Source organism: Kribbella sandramycini (genome assembly GCF_013131805.1).
Lineage (GTDB): Bacteria > Actinomycetota > Actinomycetes > Propionibacteriales > Kribbellaceae > Kribbella > Kribbella sandramycini.
In genome coordinates, this window is record NZ_JABJRC010000001.1 from 1,191,953 (window position 1) to 1,207,771 (window position 15,819).

The 15,819-nt window shown below is 68.8% G+C and carries 15 protein-coding genes; 11 read left to right on the forward strand and 4 right to left on the reverse strand.

Going from position 1 to position 15,819, the window contains the following annotated elements:
- The first annotated feature begins 32 nt into the window (after window positions 1–32).
- A complete protein-coding gene (locus tag HPO96_RS05240) occupies window positions 33–1,013 on the forward strand; it encodes an AraC family transcriptional regulator (RefSeq protein ID WP_171671439.1) in 981 nt (326 codons plus the stop codon).
- 82 nt (window positions 1,014–1,095) lie between these two features.
- Window positions 1,096–2,220, forward strand: a complete 1,125-nt coding sequence (locus HPO96_RS05245) for an aminotransferase class V-fold PLP-dependent enzyme (protein ID WP_171671441.1) — start codon at window positions 1,096–1,098, stop codon at window positions 2,218–2,220.
- Window positions 2,221–2,224: 4 nt separating this feature from the next.
- Here the strand turns inward: HPO96_RS05245 and pdxR are convergent, their stop codons facing one another.
- Together pdxR and HPO96_RS05255 are read right to left on the reverse strand one after the other, a co-directional pair.
- Entirely contained in the window at window positions 2,225–3,664 is a 1,440-nt protein-coding gene (pdxR, locus tag HPO96_RS05250) for a MocR-like pyridoxine biosynthesis transcription factor PdxR (RefSeq protein ID WP_171671442.1), read from the reverse strand.
- On the reverse strand, window positions 3,589–4,854 hold the full coding sequence (locus HPO96_RS05255; RefSeq protein ID WP_171671444.1) for a monodechloroaminopyrrolnitrin synthase PrnB family protein: 1,266 nt from the start codon (window positions 4,852–4,854) through the stop codon (window positions 3,589–3,591). The genes pdxR and HPO96_RS05255 overlap by 76 nt, the downstream gene beginning before the upstream one ends.
- Before the next feature lie 196 nt (window positions 4,855–5,050).
- Here HPO96_RS05255 and HPO96_RS05260 point away from each other — a divergent pair, with 196 nt between their 5' ends.
- Window positions 5,051–6,439, forward strand: coding sequence for an amino acid permease (locus tag HPO96_RS05260; RefSeq protein WP_171671445.1), 1,389 nt, complete (start codon window positions 5,051–5,053; stop codon window positions 6,437–6,439).
- A gap of 118 nt (window positions 6,440–6,557) precedes the next feature.
- On the forward strand, window positions 6,558–6,965 hold the full coding sequence (locus HPO96_RS05265) for a VOC family protein (RefSeq protein ID WP_171671447.1): 408 nt from the start codon (window positions 6,558–6,560) through the stop codon (window positions 6,963–6,965).
- 10 nt (window positions 6,966–6,975) lie between these two features.
- Here HPO96_RS05265 and HPO96_RS05270 read toward each other — a convergent pair whose 3' ends face one another.
- Both HPO96_RS05270 and HPO96_RS05275 read right to left on the reverse strand, forming a co-directional pair.
- Complete coding sequence (locus tag HPO96_RS05270) at window positions 6,976–7,872, reverse strand: LLM class flavin-dependent oxidoreductase (RefSeq protein WP_171671449.1); 897 nt, start codon at window positions 7,870–7,872, stop codon at window positions 6,976–6,978.
- Window positions 7,872–10,115, reverse strand: coding sequence for an LLM class flavin-dependent oxidoreductase (locus HPO96_RS05275; RefSeq protein ID WP_171671450.1), 2,244 nt, complete (start codon window positions 10,113–10,115; stop codon window positions 7,872–7,874). Before HPO96_RS05275 ends, HPO96_RS05270 begins: the two co-directional genes overlap by 1 nt.
- Before the next feature lie 89 nt (window positions 10,116–10,204).
- On the opposite strand from HPO96_RS05275, the gene HPO96_RS05280 reads away from it, so the two are divergent.
- The 7 genes from HPO96_RS05280 (at window position 10,205) to HPO96_RS05310 (ending at window position 15,816) form a co-directional block, all read left to right on the forward strand.
- Window positions 10,205–10,552 carry a winged helix-turn-helix transcriptional regulator gene (locus tag HPO96_RS05280; RefSeq protein WP_171671452.1) on the forward strand — a complete coding sequence of 116 codons (348 nt, stop codon included), beginning with the start codon at window positions 10,205–10,207 and terminating at the stop codon, window positions 10,550–10,552.
- Window positions 10,553–10,631: 79 nt separating this feature from the next.
- The gene (locus HPO96_RS05285; protein ID WP_171671453.1) at window positions 10,632–11,453 is read left to right on the forward strand and encodes an SDR family NAD(P)-dependent oxidoreductase; all 822 of its coding nucleotides are present in this window, start codon (window positions 10,632–10,634) and stop codon (window positions 11,451–11,453) included.
- Window positions 11,450–12,874: an MFS transporter gene (locus HPO96_RS05290; protein WP_171671455.1), complete on the forward strand. Its 1,425-nt coding sequence runs from the start codon at window positions 11,450–11,452 to the stop codon at window positions 12,872–12,874. Before HPO96_RS05285 ends, HPO96_RS05290 begins: the two co-directional genes overlap by 4 nt.
- A 64-nt stretch (window positions 12,875–12,938) precedes the next feature.
- Complete coding sequence (locus tag HPO96_RS05295; protein ID WP_171671457.1) at window positions 12,939–13,757, forward strand: SDR family NAD(P)-dependent oxidoreductase; 819 nt, start codon at window positions 12,939–12,941, stop codon at window positions 13,755–13,757.
- Between the two features lie 158 nt (window positions 13,758–13,915).
- Window positions 13,916–14,731, forward strand: coding sequence for an SDR family NAD(P)-dependent oxidoreductase (locus tag HPO96_RS05300; protein ID WP_171671458.1), 816 nt, complete (start codon window positions 13,916–13,918; stop codon window positions 14,729–14,731).
- A 27-nt stretch (window positions 14,732–14,758) separates the two neighbouring features.
- Window positions 14,759–14,959, forward strand: a complete 201-nt coding sequence (locus HPO96_RS05305; protein ID WP_171671460.1) for a hypothetical protein — start codon at window positions 14,759–14,761, stop codon at window positions 14,957–14,959.
- Between the two features lie 35 nt (window positions 14,960–14,994).
- Entirely contained in the window at window positions 14,995–15,816 is an 822-nt protein-coding gene (locus HPO96_RS05310; RefSeq protein ID WP_171671461.1) for a GNAT family N-acetyltransferase, read from the forward strand.
- Window positions 15,817–15,819 lie beyond the last annotated feature (3 nt).

The following is a 15,819-nucleotide window of genomic DNA, read 5'->3' on the forward strand; positions in this document are numbered from 1 at the left end:
AACGGACGCGAATCCGCCCGTATAGTGAGGGAATGAGCGTCCTTGCCTCTCTCGTCGCCGCGCCGTTGGCGCGGCACGAGGTGGTCGACACCAGCGACGTCGACCTGGCCCGGATCGTCGGCGGCCAGTTGTTCCGGGACCATCAGCTCATCCCCGGCCACGACCACGCGCAATTCCGGGCTCGGTTGCGCTCGGCAACCGTCGGCGGGACGAAGCTCACCTACGTCGACTACACGGCGGCCGTCCGGATCGCCACTGCCGTGCCCAGTGACGGTTTTCTCGTACACATCCCGCTCAGCGGCCGGGCCAGCGTGACCTGTGGCCGCGCCACGGTGCACTCCGATCCCGCGACTGCGGCGGTCATCGACCCGGCCGACCGCCTGGAGATGACCTGGGCGGGCGGGACGCCGCTGCTGATCGTCGGTCTGGACCGGTCCCGCGTCGAACAGCACCTGCGGACGACGCTCGGCGGCTCGCTGCGACGGCCGCTGCGCTTCGACCTCGCGATGGACCTCACGACCCCGGCCGCCCAAGCCTGGTTGAGCGTTCTCGAGCTCCTCGTCCGAGAGGTCTCCCACAGCGCGGATCCGCCGTTCGCCTTGGAGCAGCTGGAAGCCCTCGCTTTCCAGCGATTCCTGCTCGCGCAGCCCAACACCTACAGCGAGTCGCTGGCCGACGACCGGCCCGCCGCTCCCCAGGCCATCCGCAAAGCCATGAGCCTGATCGAGGACCACGCCGCCGAGCCCTTGGTCGTCGAGGACGTCGCCGAAGCCGTCGGCCTCGGCGTCCGGGCTCTGCAGGCGGGCTTCCGCCGCCACTCGGACAGCACGCCGATGGGCTACCTGCGGGAGATCCGGCTCCGCCGCGTCCACGCGGAGCTGCTGGCCGCCGACCCGGCCCACACGAGCGTCACCGCGATCGCCGCGCGCTGGCAGTTCCTGCACCTGGGGCGTTTCGCCGTCCAGTACCGCGAGCGCTTCGGCGAGCGCCCCTCGGTCACCCTGCATCGGTAACCGGACGGCGCGTACGCCGGACGGATAGCCGCCGCCGAAGCCGCTGCCTAGGCTCGAGGAGCAGAGGAATCGAGGAGGTGCCATGCCGACACCGGCAGAGTTCCGGCGGAACTTTCCGTCGCTGAACGAACTGACCTACCTGGCGTCGTGCAGCCAGGGCGCGCTGTCGGAGACCGTCGCCGCGGCCCTGCAGGAGTATCAGGACAGCCTGTTCGAACACGGCGCCGCCTGGGAGCGGTGGGAGACCCAGGTCGAGCACTCGCGCCGGCACTTCGCCCGCTCGATCAACGCCGCCGAGCACGAGATCGCCGTCGTCCCGTCGCTGTCGGCGGCGGCGTACCAGGTCGTTTCGACGCGGGATTGGACGCAGCGGTCCCGCATCGTCAGCACCGACCTGGAGTTCCCCTCGCTGGGGCACGTCTGGCTGGCCCAGGAGCCCTCCGTCGCGTACGTCGAGGACCGCGCCGGCGTGGTGTACGCCGAGGACTACACCGCGCTGCTCGACGAGAGCTGCGGGCTGGTGTCGATCCCGCTGGCCTCCTACCGCAACGGCGTCCGGCTGCCCGTCCGGGAGGTGATCGAGCAGGCCCGAACCTTCGGCGTACCGACGTTCGTCGACGCCTACCAGGCGGCCGGTGTCGAGCCCATCGACGTCCAGGAGCTCGAGTGCGACTTTCTGGCCGCCGGCGCGATGAAATACCTGCTCGGAGTACCCGGGATCGCGTTCCTCTATGTGCGGGACGGCGTCCTGGACGCGCACGATCCGGTGGCGACCGGCTGGTTCGGCCGGCAGGACCCGTTCGCCTTCGATCCGCGCCGGCTCGACTACCCCGACACCGCACGCCGGTTCGAGAGCGGTACGCCGTCGATCCCGGCCGCCTACGCGGCTGTCGCCGGGCTGCAGCTGCTCGAATCCGTTGACCCGAAGACGGTCCGCAACCACATCGCCGACCTCGGCCAGTACTGCCACGACGCCCTGACTGCGGATGGCGAGCGCATCGGCTCGCCGGCGGACCGATCGCTCCGCGGCGCCCAGGTCGCCGTCCGGGACGGCGCTCCCGGCGACCTCGCCAAATACCTGGCCGAACGCGGAATCATCACGAGCCCGCGCGGCGATCTGCTCCGCATCGCCTTCCACTACTACTCGACCAGCGACGACGTCGAGGCCGTCGTCCGAGCGATCGCCGATTACCGCCGGTCGCGCTGAAAGATCAGCGGCGTGCGATCGCGGCGATCCGCTGCGCGGCCTCCCGGAGCCGATCGGGCGTGTTGGCGGCATACCCGACGACCAGCCCGGGCGGGCCCGGATGCGCGCGATGCCACGACAGCGGCTGGGTACGGATCCCCGACTCGGCGAGCCGGGTCGCCAGCTCGACGTCATCGGTCGTGTGGTCGGGGCACTCGATCATGACATGCAGCCCCGCCGCGACACCGTGCACCTTGGCGGCCGGCCACGCGCAGCCCAGCGTCTCGACCAGCGCGTCGCGCCGCTGCCGGTAGCGATCGCGCGTCACCCGGATATGGCGATCCAGCTCCCCCTTGGCCAGCAGGTCGGCAAGGACGAGCTGCGGCAGCACCGGCGAGCCCAGATCGTTGGCGTACTTGGCCAGGACCAGATCGTCCTGCAGCTCCCACGGCGCGATCAGCCAGCCGATCCGCATCCCGGGGGCCATGGTCTTCGAGATACTGCCGGTATGGGCGACGAAGCCCGGAGCCGAAGCCTGCAACGCCGGGACCGGCGCCCGGTCGTAGCGGTACTCGGCGTCGTAGTCGTCCTCGATGATCAGGCCGCCCTGCCCGGCCCACTCGAGCAATGCGCCCCGACGCTGCGGCCCGAGGACGACGCCGGTCGGGAACTGGTGCGCGGGTGTCAGGAGCGCCACCCGTTCGTTGCTCTCTGCAAGTAGTTCGGTCTGCATTCCTTCGCCGTCGACCGGGATCGGCACCGGAGTCATCCCGCTGTACGCGAGACCCTCCCGGGCTCCGCGCGAGCCGGGGTCCTCGACGGCGATCCGGCTGATCCCCCGGCCGCGCAGGACCTGGCAGAGCAGCGAGATCGCCTGCGCGACGCCGCCGACAATGATGATGTCCTCGGCATGCGCCCGGACGCCGCGGACCCGGCCGAGCCAGCCGGCCAGCTCGTTGCGCAGTTCGAGGCTCCCCCGCGGATCGCCGTACGCCAGACTCGCCGCGGTCGCGCTGCCCAGAACGGCACGCTCGGCACGCAGCCACGCCGCCCGCGGGAAGGCTGACAGGTCCGGCAACCCCGGGGAGAGGTCGATATCGATCTGATGCTCCGAAGCACCGGGAAGCTGCGGCAGAAAGCCGCCGGGACCGCGTAGCGAGGGCGTGTCCAGCCGCCGGGGCAGCGTCCGCAGCGCGCTCGTCACCACCGTGCCGTGATTGGTCCGGGCCCGGGCCAAGCCCTCCTCGGCCAGCCGCCGGTAGGCCTCGACCACGACGCCACGCGAAACCCGAAGCTCCCCGGCCAGAACCCGCGTGGGCGGCAGCAGCGTGCCGTCGCTCAGTCGGCCGTCGCCGATCGCCGAACGCAAGGCCGCGACCAGCCAGTCGGTCAGCCCTTTGGCCGGCGCCGTTTCGGGGCGCAGCTGAAGAAAGTCTGCTCCAGGGACTCTGGGGTTTCCGGCCACGATGTCGGCTCCCTTCGGTCGGCGAGCAGCAGACGGACACGATCGAGGTCGGAGCGAGCCGTCACCAGATCCGGGCGGTTCCGGGCGGCGCGCAGGTCCCGCAACCGGGCCAGGCTCGCGATCACGACGTCCAGCGGCGGACCACTGGCCGTCATGTCCGACTGCCGTTCCTCGGGGGCATGGGCGGCCGGCTCCTGCAGGAACGGGATGACGAGCTTCTGATGATGGTAGACCGTGGCAGCCCCGTGGCGCTGACACGCGGCCAGCAACAGCTCGGCGTTCTCCCGCAGCGCGACGGACGGCGTCCCGATCTCGAGCTCGCGGACCAGCTGGCACAGCAGCGACTCCGTGCCGACCAGGCTCCGCAACACCTGCTGGTCGCGCGGCGTGACGTACGGGTACTTGTCGGTCGTGACCCACTGGTAGAAGGGATCGTGGGGTGAGCAGAGGCCGAGCAGGACGTCGATCACGTTGATCGCGGCGAAATCCCCGGCGTTCGCACCGCGGTACTCCTTGGAGCCGACCCGGTAACTCTTGAAGTACGGGCGGATGTTGTAGAAGAAGCGGTCCGGATCGAGATCGGCAGCCAGCTTCTGGCTGTACGTCAGGACGTCCTGCAGGGCGGCCACGGCGTCCGTCAGGTGATAGGTGGCCAACGGGTTCGAGACGCCCAGCGCCGGGACGCTCTGCAACGCGTGCGCTGCCCGGCGGTACGCCATGACGGCCAGCCCGTTGTAGGTGAGGAAGATCCGCTCGCTGTCCAGCTTCGTGAAGGTGTTGAACGCGCCGCCGACCGCCCGGTTGTGCATGTGCTGATGGGCGGAGGCGAAGCGCGGCGCAACCCCGAGCGAAGTCGACAGGGCCACGGCGAGCGCCGCGTAGTGCTCGGGATCGGCTCGCACCTCGTGCCGGCGGCAGGCGCCCAGATAGAAACCGACCATGCCCAGCAGCTCGTAGCGGGTGTCCTCGTCCGCCGGCAACTCGCGGGTCTCGGCCACGTTGGCGACCAGGGCGCCGCCCGCCCGGACCAGGACGTCGGTCAGCGCCTTCACCTCGGGGCGATCCGGGTCCGCGATCGCGCGATCGGCGAAGTACAGCTCCTCGAGTTCGGTGTTGAGCTCGGTGAACTCGCCCCGGATCCAGCGGTCCAGGTCGTCGATCGCTCGTGTGCTCCCGGCGTACTGACTCACTCACGGCCTCCTCTGCCTCGCCGTCAGTGTGCTGCCCTGGTGGTCCGGTCACCAGGACCATTCCAGGGGCTCCTATCCGGACCAACAAAGTTCGTTGGTCCGGATCCCGAGGGCACCGGTGGATCTGGTGGGTGCCGCCCGAATCGCCCACATTGCTGCGAACAACAGCAACCATCTCGACCGGAAGTAGGCCCGCATGGCAGCACCCGTGACGTCCAGGCAAGGCGGTCAGGAACTTCATCGCGACCTGAGCAGCCGGCAGATCGGGATGATCGCGATCGGCGGCGCGATCGGCACCGGCCTGTTCCTCGGATCCGGGCTGGCGGTCTCGATCGCCGGACCGGCCGTGATCCTGGCCTACGTGATCGCCGCGGCGGTGACGCTGATCCTGGCCTACGCCCTGGCCGAGATGGTGGTCCGGCATCCGGAGGCCGGCGGTTTCGGCGCGATCACCCAGCGGTACCTCGGCCACGGGCCGGGCTTCGTCCAGCGCTGGCTGTACTGGGCCTCCCAGGTGACCAACATCGGCAGCGAGGTCGTTGCCGCGGGCCTCTATCTGCGCTTCTGGCACCCCGAGCTCCCGCTCTGGATCCCGGTGATCGGCTTCTCGGTGATCATGCTCGCGGTGAACGCCGCGTCGGTCCGGCTGTTCGGGCGCGCGGAGTACTGGTTCGCGATGATCAAGGTCGCGACCATCGTGGCCTTCATCGCGATCGGGCTCGTCACGATCTTCTTCGGCCTGCCCGGCCACGGCGCGACCGGCTTCGACGGGCTGACCGGTAACGGCGGCTTCGCACCGAACGGGTACACGGCGATCTTCCTCGCGCTACCTGTCGTCACGTTCGCCTTCCTCGGCACCGAGGCGCTGTCCGTCACCGCCGCGGAGTCGCGGAACCCGGCCAAGGACATCCCGCGCGCCGCCCGGCGGATGGTCATCCGGCTCGCGCTGTTCTACATCGTCGCGATGCTGATCGTCGTCACGATCGTGCCCTGGCAGGAGGTCGCCCAGGGCGGCACGATCAACGAGAGCCCGTTCGTCAAGGTCTTCAGCCAGGCGGGTCTGCCGGCCGCGGCCACCGTGATGAACTTCGTCGTCCTCACCGCGGTCCTGTCCGCCATGAACACCAACCTGTACGTGACCGCCCGGATGAGCCACTCGCTCGCCCAGGACGGCTACGCACCCCGCTGGTTCGGCGTGGTCAGCCCGAACGGCGCACCGCGCCGGTCGCTGATCCTGTCCGCGATCGGTCTCGCCCTCGCCGCGCTCGCCTCGATCTTCACCCCGGACTCGGCCTTCCCGTTCCTGGTCGGGCTCGCGCTCTTCAGTGCCCTCGGCACCTGGTTCCTGATCTTCGTCAGCCACCTGGCCTTCCGCCGCCGGCACCGCGACGAGGCCTCCCCGATCAAACTCGCCGGCGCCCCCTACACGACGATCATCGGCATGCTCTTCGTCGCCGGCGTCACGATCGGCACCGCCTTCACCAAACAGTTCTCCGAAGTCTGGAAGGCCGGTGTCCCCTTCGTCATCGTCCTCAGCCTCGTCTACCTCTACGTCCGCCGCCGCCGCGACCAATCCGGCAGCTGACACTCCGGGACAGCTGGGCACACCGGGAACAACTGGTTGAAATTTCAGCCAAACAATTCTATCTTGATGGTGAAATTTCAACTTCTTGCTGTGCCCAGCTGACCTGAGGAAGGTTCCCATGACGCTATCCATCAGCCAGGACCACATCGGAATCGTTCTGCTCGAGGACGATCTCGAGCCGACAATCGCCTGGTACACCGAGGTCTTCGGGTTCGAGGTGGTCCGTCGTACCGAAGGGTTCGGCCAGATCTACGTCTTCCTGGCCAACAACGACATCCGGATCGAGCTGCTGACCGGCGCCACGACGCGCCAGCCCAAGAGCGATGACGTTTTCACCACATTGGACCCGTCCCGGTATCACCACCTGTGCTTCGCGGTGGACGACTTGGACGCCGCCGTCGCACACCTCGCCGACCACGGCGTCCCGCTGACGGGCGGGCCCTTCGACATCACCGAGCTGAACCGGCGCAACGCATTCATCTCCGACAACCTCGGGAACGTCATCGAACTGATCGCACCGGCATAGCGCCCGCAGCTCAGTCGCGCTCCGCTGCCACGAGTTCGCGCGTCAGCGGAGCGACCTCCCGGCCGAAGAGTTCGAGGTCGGCCGGGTCGTCGGACATCAGCAGGAAGCCGGAGATGCCGTAAGCCAGAGCGACGTCGGCGATCTGCTCGGCCCACTGCTGAGGCGGGCCGTCGAAGAGACCGCCTGCGGCCTGGCTGAAACGGCCGTCGATGTTGAGGTAGCGAGTGACGTCGGTGGGCTTCCGGCCGACAGCCAGTGCACCTTCGTCGATGTGCTCGTTCATCCATGCGAGCGAGGTGATGCCTTCGGGGAGGTACTTCAGGGTCGGCAGCCAGCCATCGCCGACGCGTCCCGTGAGGCGGAGCATCCGCGGCTTGTACGACCCCACCCGGACCGGGATGGCGTGGGCCGGCGCCGGGCCGCGTTTGGCGTTCGGCACCTGGTAGAACTCGCCGTCGAAGCTGAAGCCACCCGGCTGACTCGTGTCCCACAGACCGCGCATGATCTGGATTCCCTCCTCCAGGGCGAGGACCGAGTCGCCTGGGTCGAGCCTTTGGCCGCCCATCGCTCCGATCGCGTCCCAGAAGCCACCGGCGCCGATCCCCATCTCGAAACGGCCGCCGCTCAACTGGTCCAGGCCGGCCGCGGCCCGAGCCAGGACGGCCGGCGGGCGCAGCGGTAGGTTCAGCACGTTGCCGGTGAAGCGGATCCGCTCGGTGCGGGCGGCGACGTACGACAACAGCGTCCAGGTGTCCTGGAGCGCCGGCATGTACGGGTGGTCCTGGAAGCTGACGACGTCCAGCCCAGCACGCTCCGAAACAACCGACAGCTCGACGGGACGCTGCACGGGTGTCGAAACCGGGGTGACGAAACTGCCGAAGATCAGGTCATGTCCGTAGTCGGTCATCAGTTGTCCTTCTCGGTAGTTGTCGGGAGAACAGCGAAGTTGTCGTCGAAGACGATGTCGGGGTCGTACTTGGCCTTGAGGTCGCGCAGCCGGGCGAGGGTCGACGGCGACCAGGTGTCTTCCAGGCGCCCGGGCCGCAGACTGCTGTCGAAGCTCAGGTACTGGCCGTCGAAGTACGGCGACAGCTGCGCCCAGGCTTCGTCGAGGGAGGCGTCGTCGCGGCCCATGGCCACGACCGAGAAGTTCGCGGCGCGGTTGCTGTAGGCAGTGGCGTCCGGGTCGACGTCCGACACGGCACCGCCGACGGACCGGATCTGGAAGAAGTACACGGCGTCGCCGCGGAGGACCCGCGCCGCGGCGTCCGCGAACTCCGGCGTGATGTGCGCGAGCAAACCACTGCGGGAGACCGGCTCGCCGGCGGATCGCGGATCCTGGTCGGCAGCGTTCGCCATCACCGCCGCGTAGGGCAGGATCTGCGCCTGCTGCGCCAGCAGTGGGGCGATGTCGGCCAGCGGCTGGAGGTGGGCCAGGACGGTCTCGGGGTCACCGGAGTCGACCATCGTCCGGCTCTGCGCGTACGACGGTTGCCCGCGCCGGGCCGGCGACACGACCAGAAAGCTGGTCAGGGCCCGCGGTGCGTCTTCGACGACCGAACCCCAGTCGACCAGGAAGCCCGCCGTGTCACTCGCATCATGGGTCAGCTCGGCATAGCCGACGTCGCCGACCACATCGACGACGAACTCGAACGACGTGACGATCCCGAAGTTCGCCCCGGCGCCGCGGACGGCCCAGAACAGATCCGGATTCTCGACCTCGTTGGCCTCGACGATCGAGCCGTCCGCCAGCACCATCCGGACGCCGACCAGGTGGTCGATCGTCAGGCCGTGAGCACGGGACAGGTAGCCGATCCCACCCGCCGTCGCGAGACCGCCGACACCGACGCCGCCGTAGTCGCCCGAGCTCAACGCCCAGCCGTACGGCAGCAGCGCGGCGGCGACGTCCATCCAGCGTGCGCCAGGACCGATGCGGACCCGCCGGGTGGCCTCGTCGATCACCTCGATGGTGTTCATCCCCGACACGTCGATGACGATGCCGCCGGCGTTCGTCGAGCGGCCCGAGATGCCGTGTCCCCCGCTGCGCCGCGCGAGCGGCAGGTGCGGATGCCGACGGGCGTAGGCCAACGCTTCGACGACCTGGTCGTCGGTCTCGGCGCGCAGGACGATGCCCGGCGTGCCACCGCGCAGGTACCCGCCGCGGTAGCGCCGGTACCGCGGGTCGCCAGGTTCAAGAACCTCGGCGACATCGGCCGGTACGTCGTCGTAATCGACCCCCGGGGCCCGCCGTGCGAGGGCGGCCCGGCTGCGCACCGCACGTCCCTGCCAGCCATCGGGCAGCACCTTGTCGACCCCCGCCTTCAGCGCCGGGACGACCTCCTGCGCGAACCGGGTGAGCAGATCCTTGCCATCGGCATCGACTTCGGTGAGGTCCAGGACAATGCCACTGACCCCATGGTCGACCACGAGCGGCAGGAGATCGCTGACCCACTCCGCGGGCGAGCCGGTGAAGATACCCTCCCGGACGCCGAGCCCGCCGCGAATCAGGAGCTCCCGACGAACCTCACGGGCGTCCCGACCGGCCAGCTCGGCCGCCCGGTCGATGACCACAGCCGCGTCTCCCAGCGAGAGCTCGGCCGGGTATGACGCCGTCCACCCATCGCCCTTACGCCCGGCAAGGTCGGCCGCGGCCCGGTCGTCGTCGCCCAGGACGGTGATCGGAACCTGATGCGCCGGCGAACCCGGCTGCGCGCCGGACAGGCGGTAGAAGTGGCCGCTGTAGCGAACCGTCCCGGTCCTGCTGGTGTTCCAGAGGGCGCGGATCACATCGACGGCCTCGCCGGCGGCTCCTGCACCGGCGGCCGTCCCGAGGACCAACGCGGCCCGGCCGCCGGACAGATGGTCCAGGCTCGCGATCGTCCGGGCCAGCAGAGCCGGGTCACGCGGCGTGAGAACGTCGGCCCGCAGTTTGATCTTCGAGGTCCGCGCGGCGATCCAGCCCAGCGCGGTGAGCGCGTCGATCCCGGTCGTGTCCGGCCGGTCCGCGAGTGCGACGACGTCATACCCGAGCTCCTCGGCCAGCACGGCCTGCCGGACCGAGCGCTCGGCGTCGTACTCGTCCCCCGCCGCGGCCCGGACGCCGAACTCCAACCGGTGGGCGTAGTTCCCGCGATCACGCAGTGCATTCATGACACCGACGATCCCGTGGACCGGCCGGGAACCCAAGCGACACGTAAGCGACTTACCGAAAGTAAGTGACCCGGAGTACGCTCGTTGACATGAGCAACGAGCGGCGCATGTCCACCTTCTCCCACATCGACGACGCACAATGCCGCAGCTTCCAGACGACCGCCGAGCTGGTCGGCCGGAAGTGGACCGCCGGCATCCTGCTGGCCGGCGTACTCGGCGCCCGGCGGTTCATCGAGTACCGCGCCCGCGTCGAAGGCATCTCCGATCGCTTGCTGACCCAGCGTCTGCGCGAGCTCGAGAGCGAAGGTCTGCTCAACCGGCACGTCGTCCCGAGCACCCCGGTCCAGGTGACCTACGAGCCGACCGAGCGCGCCGTCGGCCTGATGCGCGCCCTGCACCCGCTGGTCCAGTGGAGCGTCAACGACCAAGCCGAATAGCTCTCATCGATGATGAAGTTTCAGCGACCTCGACTACGCTCAGGTCTGCTGAAATTTCACCATCGACAAGGAGTGTGCAATGGGTCGTCTGACCGGCAAGGTTGCGATCATCACCGGCGCCTCGGGCCTCCTCGGCCTGGCCGGGGTCCGCGCGATACTCGACGAAGGCGCCCGGGTGGTGGCCATGGGGCGGTCCGCGAAGGTCGAGGAGCAGGCCAAGGAGTTCGTCGCGGCCGGCGCCGACGTCACGCCGTTTCGCGGCGATGTGAGCTCCGAGCAGGACATGGCCGAGGTCGTCGACCTCGCGAAGCGGACGTACGGCCGCCTGGACACGCTCTGGAACAACGCCGGGCTCACCGACTCCGGCTGGATGGAACACGACGGCGACGTCACGACCACCAGCCTCGAACACCTGCTGCACACCTTCGAGGTCAACGCCGCGAGCGTCTTCCTGGGCGCCAAGTACGCCATCCCGGTGATGGCGGAGACCGGCGGCGGCTCGATCATCAACACCTCGTCGATGCAGACCGCCGGCGGGGACATGGTGATGGTCTCGTACGGAGCCAGCAAGGCCGCGGTCGAGTACCTGACCCTGTCCGTGGCAGCCTCGTTCGGACACCTCGGCATCCGCAGCAACGCGATCGCACCCGGCGTGATCCCGCCGCCGGGAGCCGAGCACGTCCCGATCGAGGCCTGGCCCGAGTGGTCCCGGCCGCAGTCGCTGATCCGCAGCTCGCAGAGCCTGGACATCGCCGGTGAAGCACGGGACGTCGCCGCCGCCGTCGTCTACCTGGCCTCCGACGAAGCCCGGTTCCTGACCGGCCAGGTGATCCGCATCGACGGCGGCGTCACCGGTCATCTGCCGACCTTGTCCGAGCGCCGCAAGTTCATCGCGTCGTGAGGGCTCCGGCAGCTCCGGCCCAGCACCGCCGTCCGTACGCCGTCATCCTGATCGCGCTGGTGATCGCCGAGGCGACCGGCGCGTTCGAAGCGAGCATGCTCACGGTCGCCGTCCCGCACCTCGTCCAGGAGTTCGGTGTCTCCACGGTGGACGTCGGCTGGGCGATCACCGGCTTCTTCCTGGTCGCCGGCGCCTCGGCCGCGGTCGGCGGGCGGCTCGGCGACCTCTTCGGCCGCCGGCGCGTCCTGATCATCGTTCTCCTGCTTTCGGTCGTCGGCTCGTTGATCAGCGCGCTCATCGGCACCTTTCCCTCGATCATCGTCGGCCGCTCGATCCAGGGCGTCTCCGGCGCGGTCCTTCCGTTGCTGATGGGCCTGGTCCGCGAGTCGGTCGACCGCAAGCGCGTGCCGATCACGATCGCGATCGTGGCCGGCACCGTCTCGATCGCGAGCGCGATCGGCTTCTTCACCGCCGGTATCCTCGTCGACACCATCGGCTGGCGCTCGATCTTCCTCGTGGCCGCAGGGCTCGCCGTGGCCGCCGCCGCGATCACCGCGCTCACACTGCCACCGTCACCCCGGCAGTTCGCCCCCGGTGATCGGATCGATGTGATCGGCGGCCTCACATTCGTCCCCGCGCTCGCGATTCTCCTGTACGGCGTGAGCTCGTCGGCCGAACACGGCTGGGCGAGCCCGGTCGTGTGGATCTCCATCTACGCAGGTATCGCACTCGGCACCATCTGGGCCTGGTGGGAGCTGCAGCACCCCTCACCGCTGATCAACCTACGACTGCTGACATCGCGCAAACTCACGCTGACACTGGCGATGATCGCGTGCTACTCGCTCGGCCCGTTCGGCGGGTTCGCACTGATTCAGCCCGTCCTGCTCCAGTACCCGCGAAGCGCTCCGGTCGGCCTCGGACTCTCCGCGACGGCCGCCGGCATTCTGTTCCTCGGGCTGGCGATGTTCGGCTACGCGGCCTCACCGTTCGCCGGAATGCTGGCGGGACGCCGCGGTGCGCGAGCAGCCGCCGTCGGCGGGCTGCTGCCCACCGCCCTACTCACTCCGCTGCTGTTCCTGTTTCGCGACTCACTGGGCCTCACGATCCTCATCATGCTGTTGATGAGCATCGCCGCCACCTTCATCTTCACCGCGATCCCGAACCTGATCACGGAGGTCGTGCCGATCGGGAACGCGAGCGAGGGCGTCGGCTTCTACGTCGTCGTCCGGAGCATCTTCCAGTCGGTCAGCACCTCACTGGTGGCACTCCTACTCTCGTCGTCGGTCGCCCCGGGCACGCAGTTCCCGACCGCCGGCGCCTTCGGGTTCGCGATGGCCCTGATGACCGCCGGCTCCCTGGGCGCCCTGGCGTACGCGCTCCTCATCCGCTCAGGCACTCGATCGGAGCAGGTTTCTGGTTGAACTTTCACCAGGACGTGTTACCTTCGACATAGGTGGTGAAATTTCAACTAAATCGGAGAGGGTCATGAACCGTTTACAGGGCAAGGTCGCAATCGTCACCGGCGCAGCCGGCGGTCTCGGACTGGCCGGCGTGCGCGCCATGGCGAGCGAAGGCGCACAAGTGGTGATGATGGACCTGTCGCCGGCCACCTTCGATCGCGCCAAGGAGCTCGTCGCCGAAGGTTTCGAGGTGACAGCGATCGTGGGCGACGTCAGTGCGGAGGCCGACATCGCCGCTACTGTCGCGCTCGCCAAGAATACCTACGGCCGGCTCGACATCCTGTGGAGCAACGCAGGGTTGGTCAGCCCGGAGTGGTACGGCCAGGACACCGACGCCGTCGGCATCACGCTCGACTATCTGATGCAGACCCTGAAAGTGAACACCGGCAGCGTCCTCCTCGGCGCCAAGCACGCCATCCCGGTCATGGCCGAGACCGGTGGCGGATCGATCATCAACACCTCGTCACTTGCCGCCGCCGGCGGCGACCTGACCGGCATCGCCTACGGCACCAGCAAGGCAGCGATCAACCACCTCACGCGCTCGGTGGCCACGGCGTTCGGCCACCTCGGCATCCGCAGCAATGCGATCGCGCCGGGACTGATCCCGCCACCCGCGGCGGCCGGTCCGCACAAACTGGAGGACAGCATGCCCACACAGGTCATCCTCGACTCCCAAATGATCCCCACCCCGGGTGAACGCGAGGACGTCGCGAACACCGTCGTGTTCCTGGCTTCGGACGAGTCGAAGTTCATCACCGGACAGGTGCTGTACGTCGACGGCGGCAGCACCGGCCACCTGGCCACCCTGTCCGACCGCCGCCACGCGCCGGCCGCGACTACGTAGCCGAACGATCCACAGAGAAGGGCGGCTTCCCGAACCCGGGAAGGCCGCCCTCCTCTGTTGTGGGCTCGCTCACCACCTGAACATAGTTATTGAAATTTCAGCACAGATCACTAGGATGGGAGTATCGCTGAAATTTCAACAGAACCGTGGAGGACGAGATGAACCGTCTGCAGAACAAGGTAGCGATCGTCACCGGCGCGGCCGGCCTCCTGGGGCTGGCCGGCGTGCGCGCCATGGCCCGTGAGGGCGCCCAGGTCGTCATGATGGACCTCTCCCCCACGGTGCACGAACGCGCGCAAGAGCTCACCGGCTCCGGGTACGACGTCTCGGCGTACGTCGGCGACGTCAGCTCCGAGAAGGACATGTCCGGCGTGGTCGAGCACGCCAAGAAGACCTACGGCCGTCTGGACATCATCTGGAACAACGCCGGCATCATGGGCGCCGGCTGGCTCGAGCAGGACACCGACGTGGTGAACACGACCCAGCAGCACCTGCTGCGCACCCTCGAGGTGAACGTCAGCAGTGTGTTCCTCGGCAGCAAGTTCGCGATTCCGGTGATGCTCGAGGGCGGCGGCGGTTCGATCATCAACACCTCGTCCATCCAGGGTGCGAACGGCGACACCGCACTGATCTCGTACGGAACCAGCAAGGCCGCGATCGACTACGTCACGAAGGCCGTCGCCACCGCCTACGGCCACCTCGGCATCCGCAGCAACGCGGTCGCCCCCGGGCTGATCCCGCCGCCGGTGGACCCCACCGGCCCCGAGTGGGCCTCCGGCGTCGCTCCCCAGGACCTGCTGCGCGACTCCCAGCTGCTCGACAGCCAGGGCCGGCCGGAGGACATCGCGAACATCGTCGTCTTCCTCGCCTCCGACGAGGCCAAGTTCATCACCGGCGAGCTGATCCGGGTCGACGGCGGCCTCACCGCCCACCTTCCGACGCTGTCCGACCGCCGCAAACTGGCCAAGGCCTGAGCGCCCTACTTCCTGAGGAGCAGTCCCATGCGAGGCGCAGTGAAGAGCACGACCGGACTCGTCATGATGGCGACCATCACCGCGATGATCCCCGTCACGATCGCGACCCTCCCGGCCGCCGGCCTGGCCCAGAAAGCCGTGGAGAACCACCGCGAACGGCCGGCCGAAGCCATCGGCTCCCGGCTGGAGACGCTGTACGAGTGGCCGGGCAGGATCTGGACGCCGTGACCGAGACACTCACCGCACGGACAGGGAGCAGGATCATGATCGATCCGGACGTCGCTCTCCTCGAGACGATCGAGGCGGAAACGGCCTGGGACTTCCAGGTCTACACACCCTCGGACGCCGTTCTCCGGTACGGGATGACCTGGGCGCGGATCGGCGGCGGCGTCGCGCTGGCCGTCCGCGACGACACGACGGGTCGCGGTAGCCGCGCGCTCGGCTTCGGCGCCACCGAGCCGGTCACCGGCGAGCTGGTGGACTCGCTCATCGACTTCTACCGGGCCAACGGCAACAGCCGAGCCACCCTGCAGTTCGCCCCTTCGGCGCTCCCACCCGATTGGGACAAGATCCGCGCTCGGCATGGCCTGACGGCCGGCGCGACACACCTGAAACTGTCCCGGAGCGCGGGCCCGGTCACTCCCGCGACAACAGGCCTGCGGATCGCCGAGGTCGAGGTCGAACGCGCCGAGCTCTGGGCATCGGTCATGGTCCGCGGTTTCAGTATGCCCGCGGAGCAATTGGTTCCCTCCGTGCAGAATGTTGCCGCCCGCCCCGGCTGGACGATGTTCGCCGCCTTCGAGGGCGACCGAATGGTCGCCGCCGCGGGCCTGCTGATCAGAGGCGGGATCGCCGAGATGACCGGCGCCTCGACGCTGCCGGGCTACCGGCGCCAGGGCGCGCAGTCCGCGCTCCTGGCCGCTCGCATCCAGAAGGCGGCAGCCGGCGGCGCGTCACTGCTCAGCGCCGAGACGACGAAGACCGAGGAAGGAAGCCGGAGCATCTCACTGAACAACCTGCTCCGGGCCGGCTTCGAGATCCGCTACGAACGCCTCGACTGGAACTGGCGCTCGCAACCCAGCTGAGAC

What these genes read in the sequence shown, in the direction of transcription:
- HPO96_RS05275 (WP_171671450.1), bottom strand. Translation starts at nt 10,115, where the DNA reads ATGAATGCACTGCGTGATCGCGGGAACTACGCCCACCGGTTGGAGTTC.
- HPO96_RS05305 (WP_171671460.1), top strand. Translation starts at nt 14,759, where the DNA reads ATGCGAGGCGCAGTGAAGAGCACGACCGGACTCGTCATGATGGCGACC.
- HPO96_RS05245 (WP_171671441.1), top strand. Translation starts at nt 1,096, where the DNA reads ATGCCGACACCGGCAGAGTTCCGGCGGAACTTTCCGTCGCTGAACGAA.
- HPO96_RS05285 (WP_171671453.1), top strand. Translation starts at nt 10,632, where the DNA reads ATGGGTCGTCTGACCGGCAAGGTTGCGATCATCACCGGCGCCTCGGGC.
- HPO96_RS05270 (WP_171671449.1), bottom strand. Translation starts at nt 7,872, where the DNA reads ATGACCGACTACGGACATGACCTGATCTTCGGCAGTTTCGTCACCCCG.
- HPO96_RS05260 (WP_171671445.1), top strand. Translation starts at nt 5,051, where the DNA reads ATGGCAGCACCCGTGACGTCCAGGCAAGGCGGTCAGGAACTTCATCGC.
- HPO96_RS05240 (WP_171671439.1), top strand. Translation starts at nt 33, where the DNA reads ATGAGCGTCCTTGCCTCTCTCGTCGCCGCGCCGTTGGCGCGGCACGAG.
- HPO96_RS05295 (WP_171671457.1), top strand. Translation starts at nt 12,939, where the DNA reads ATGAACCGTTTACAGGGCAAGGTCGCAATCGTCACCGGCGCAGCCGGC.
- HPO96_RS05300 (WP_171671458.1), top strand. Translation starts at nt 13,916, where the DNA reads ATGAACCGTCTGCAGAACAAGGTAGCGATCGTCACCGGCGCGGCCGGC.
- HPO96_RS05280 (WP_171671452.1), top strand. Translation starts at nt 10,205, where the DNA reads ATGAGCAACGAGCGGCGCATGTCCACCTTCTCCCACATCGACGACGCA.
- HPO96_RS05265 (WP_171671447.1), top strand. Translation starts at nt 6,558, where the DNA reads ATGACGCTATCCATCAGCCAGGACCACATCGGAATCGTTCTGCTCGAG.
- HPO96_RS05310 (WP_171671461.1), top strand. Translation starts at nt 14,995, where the DNA reads ATGATCGATCCGGACGTCGCTCTCCTCGAGACGATCGAGGCGGAAACG.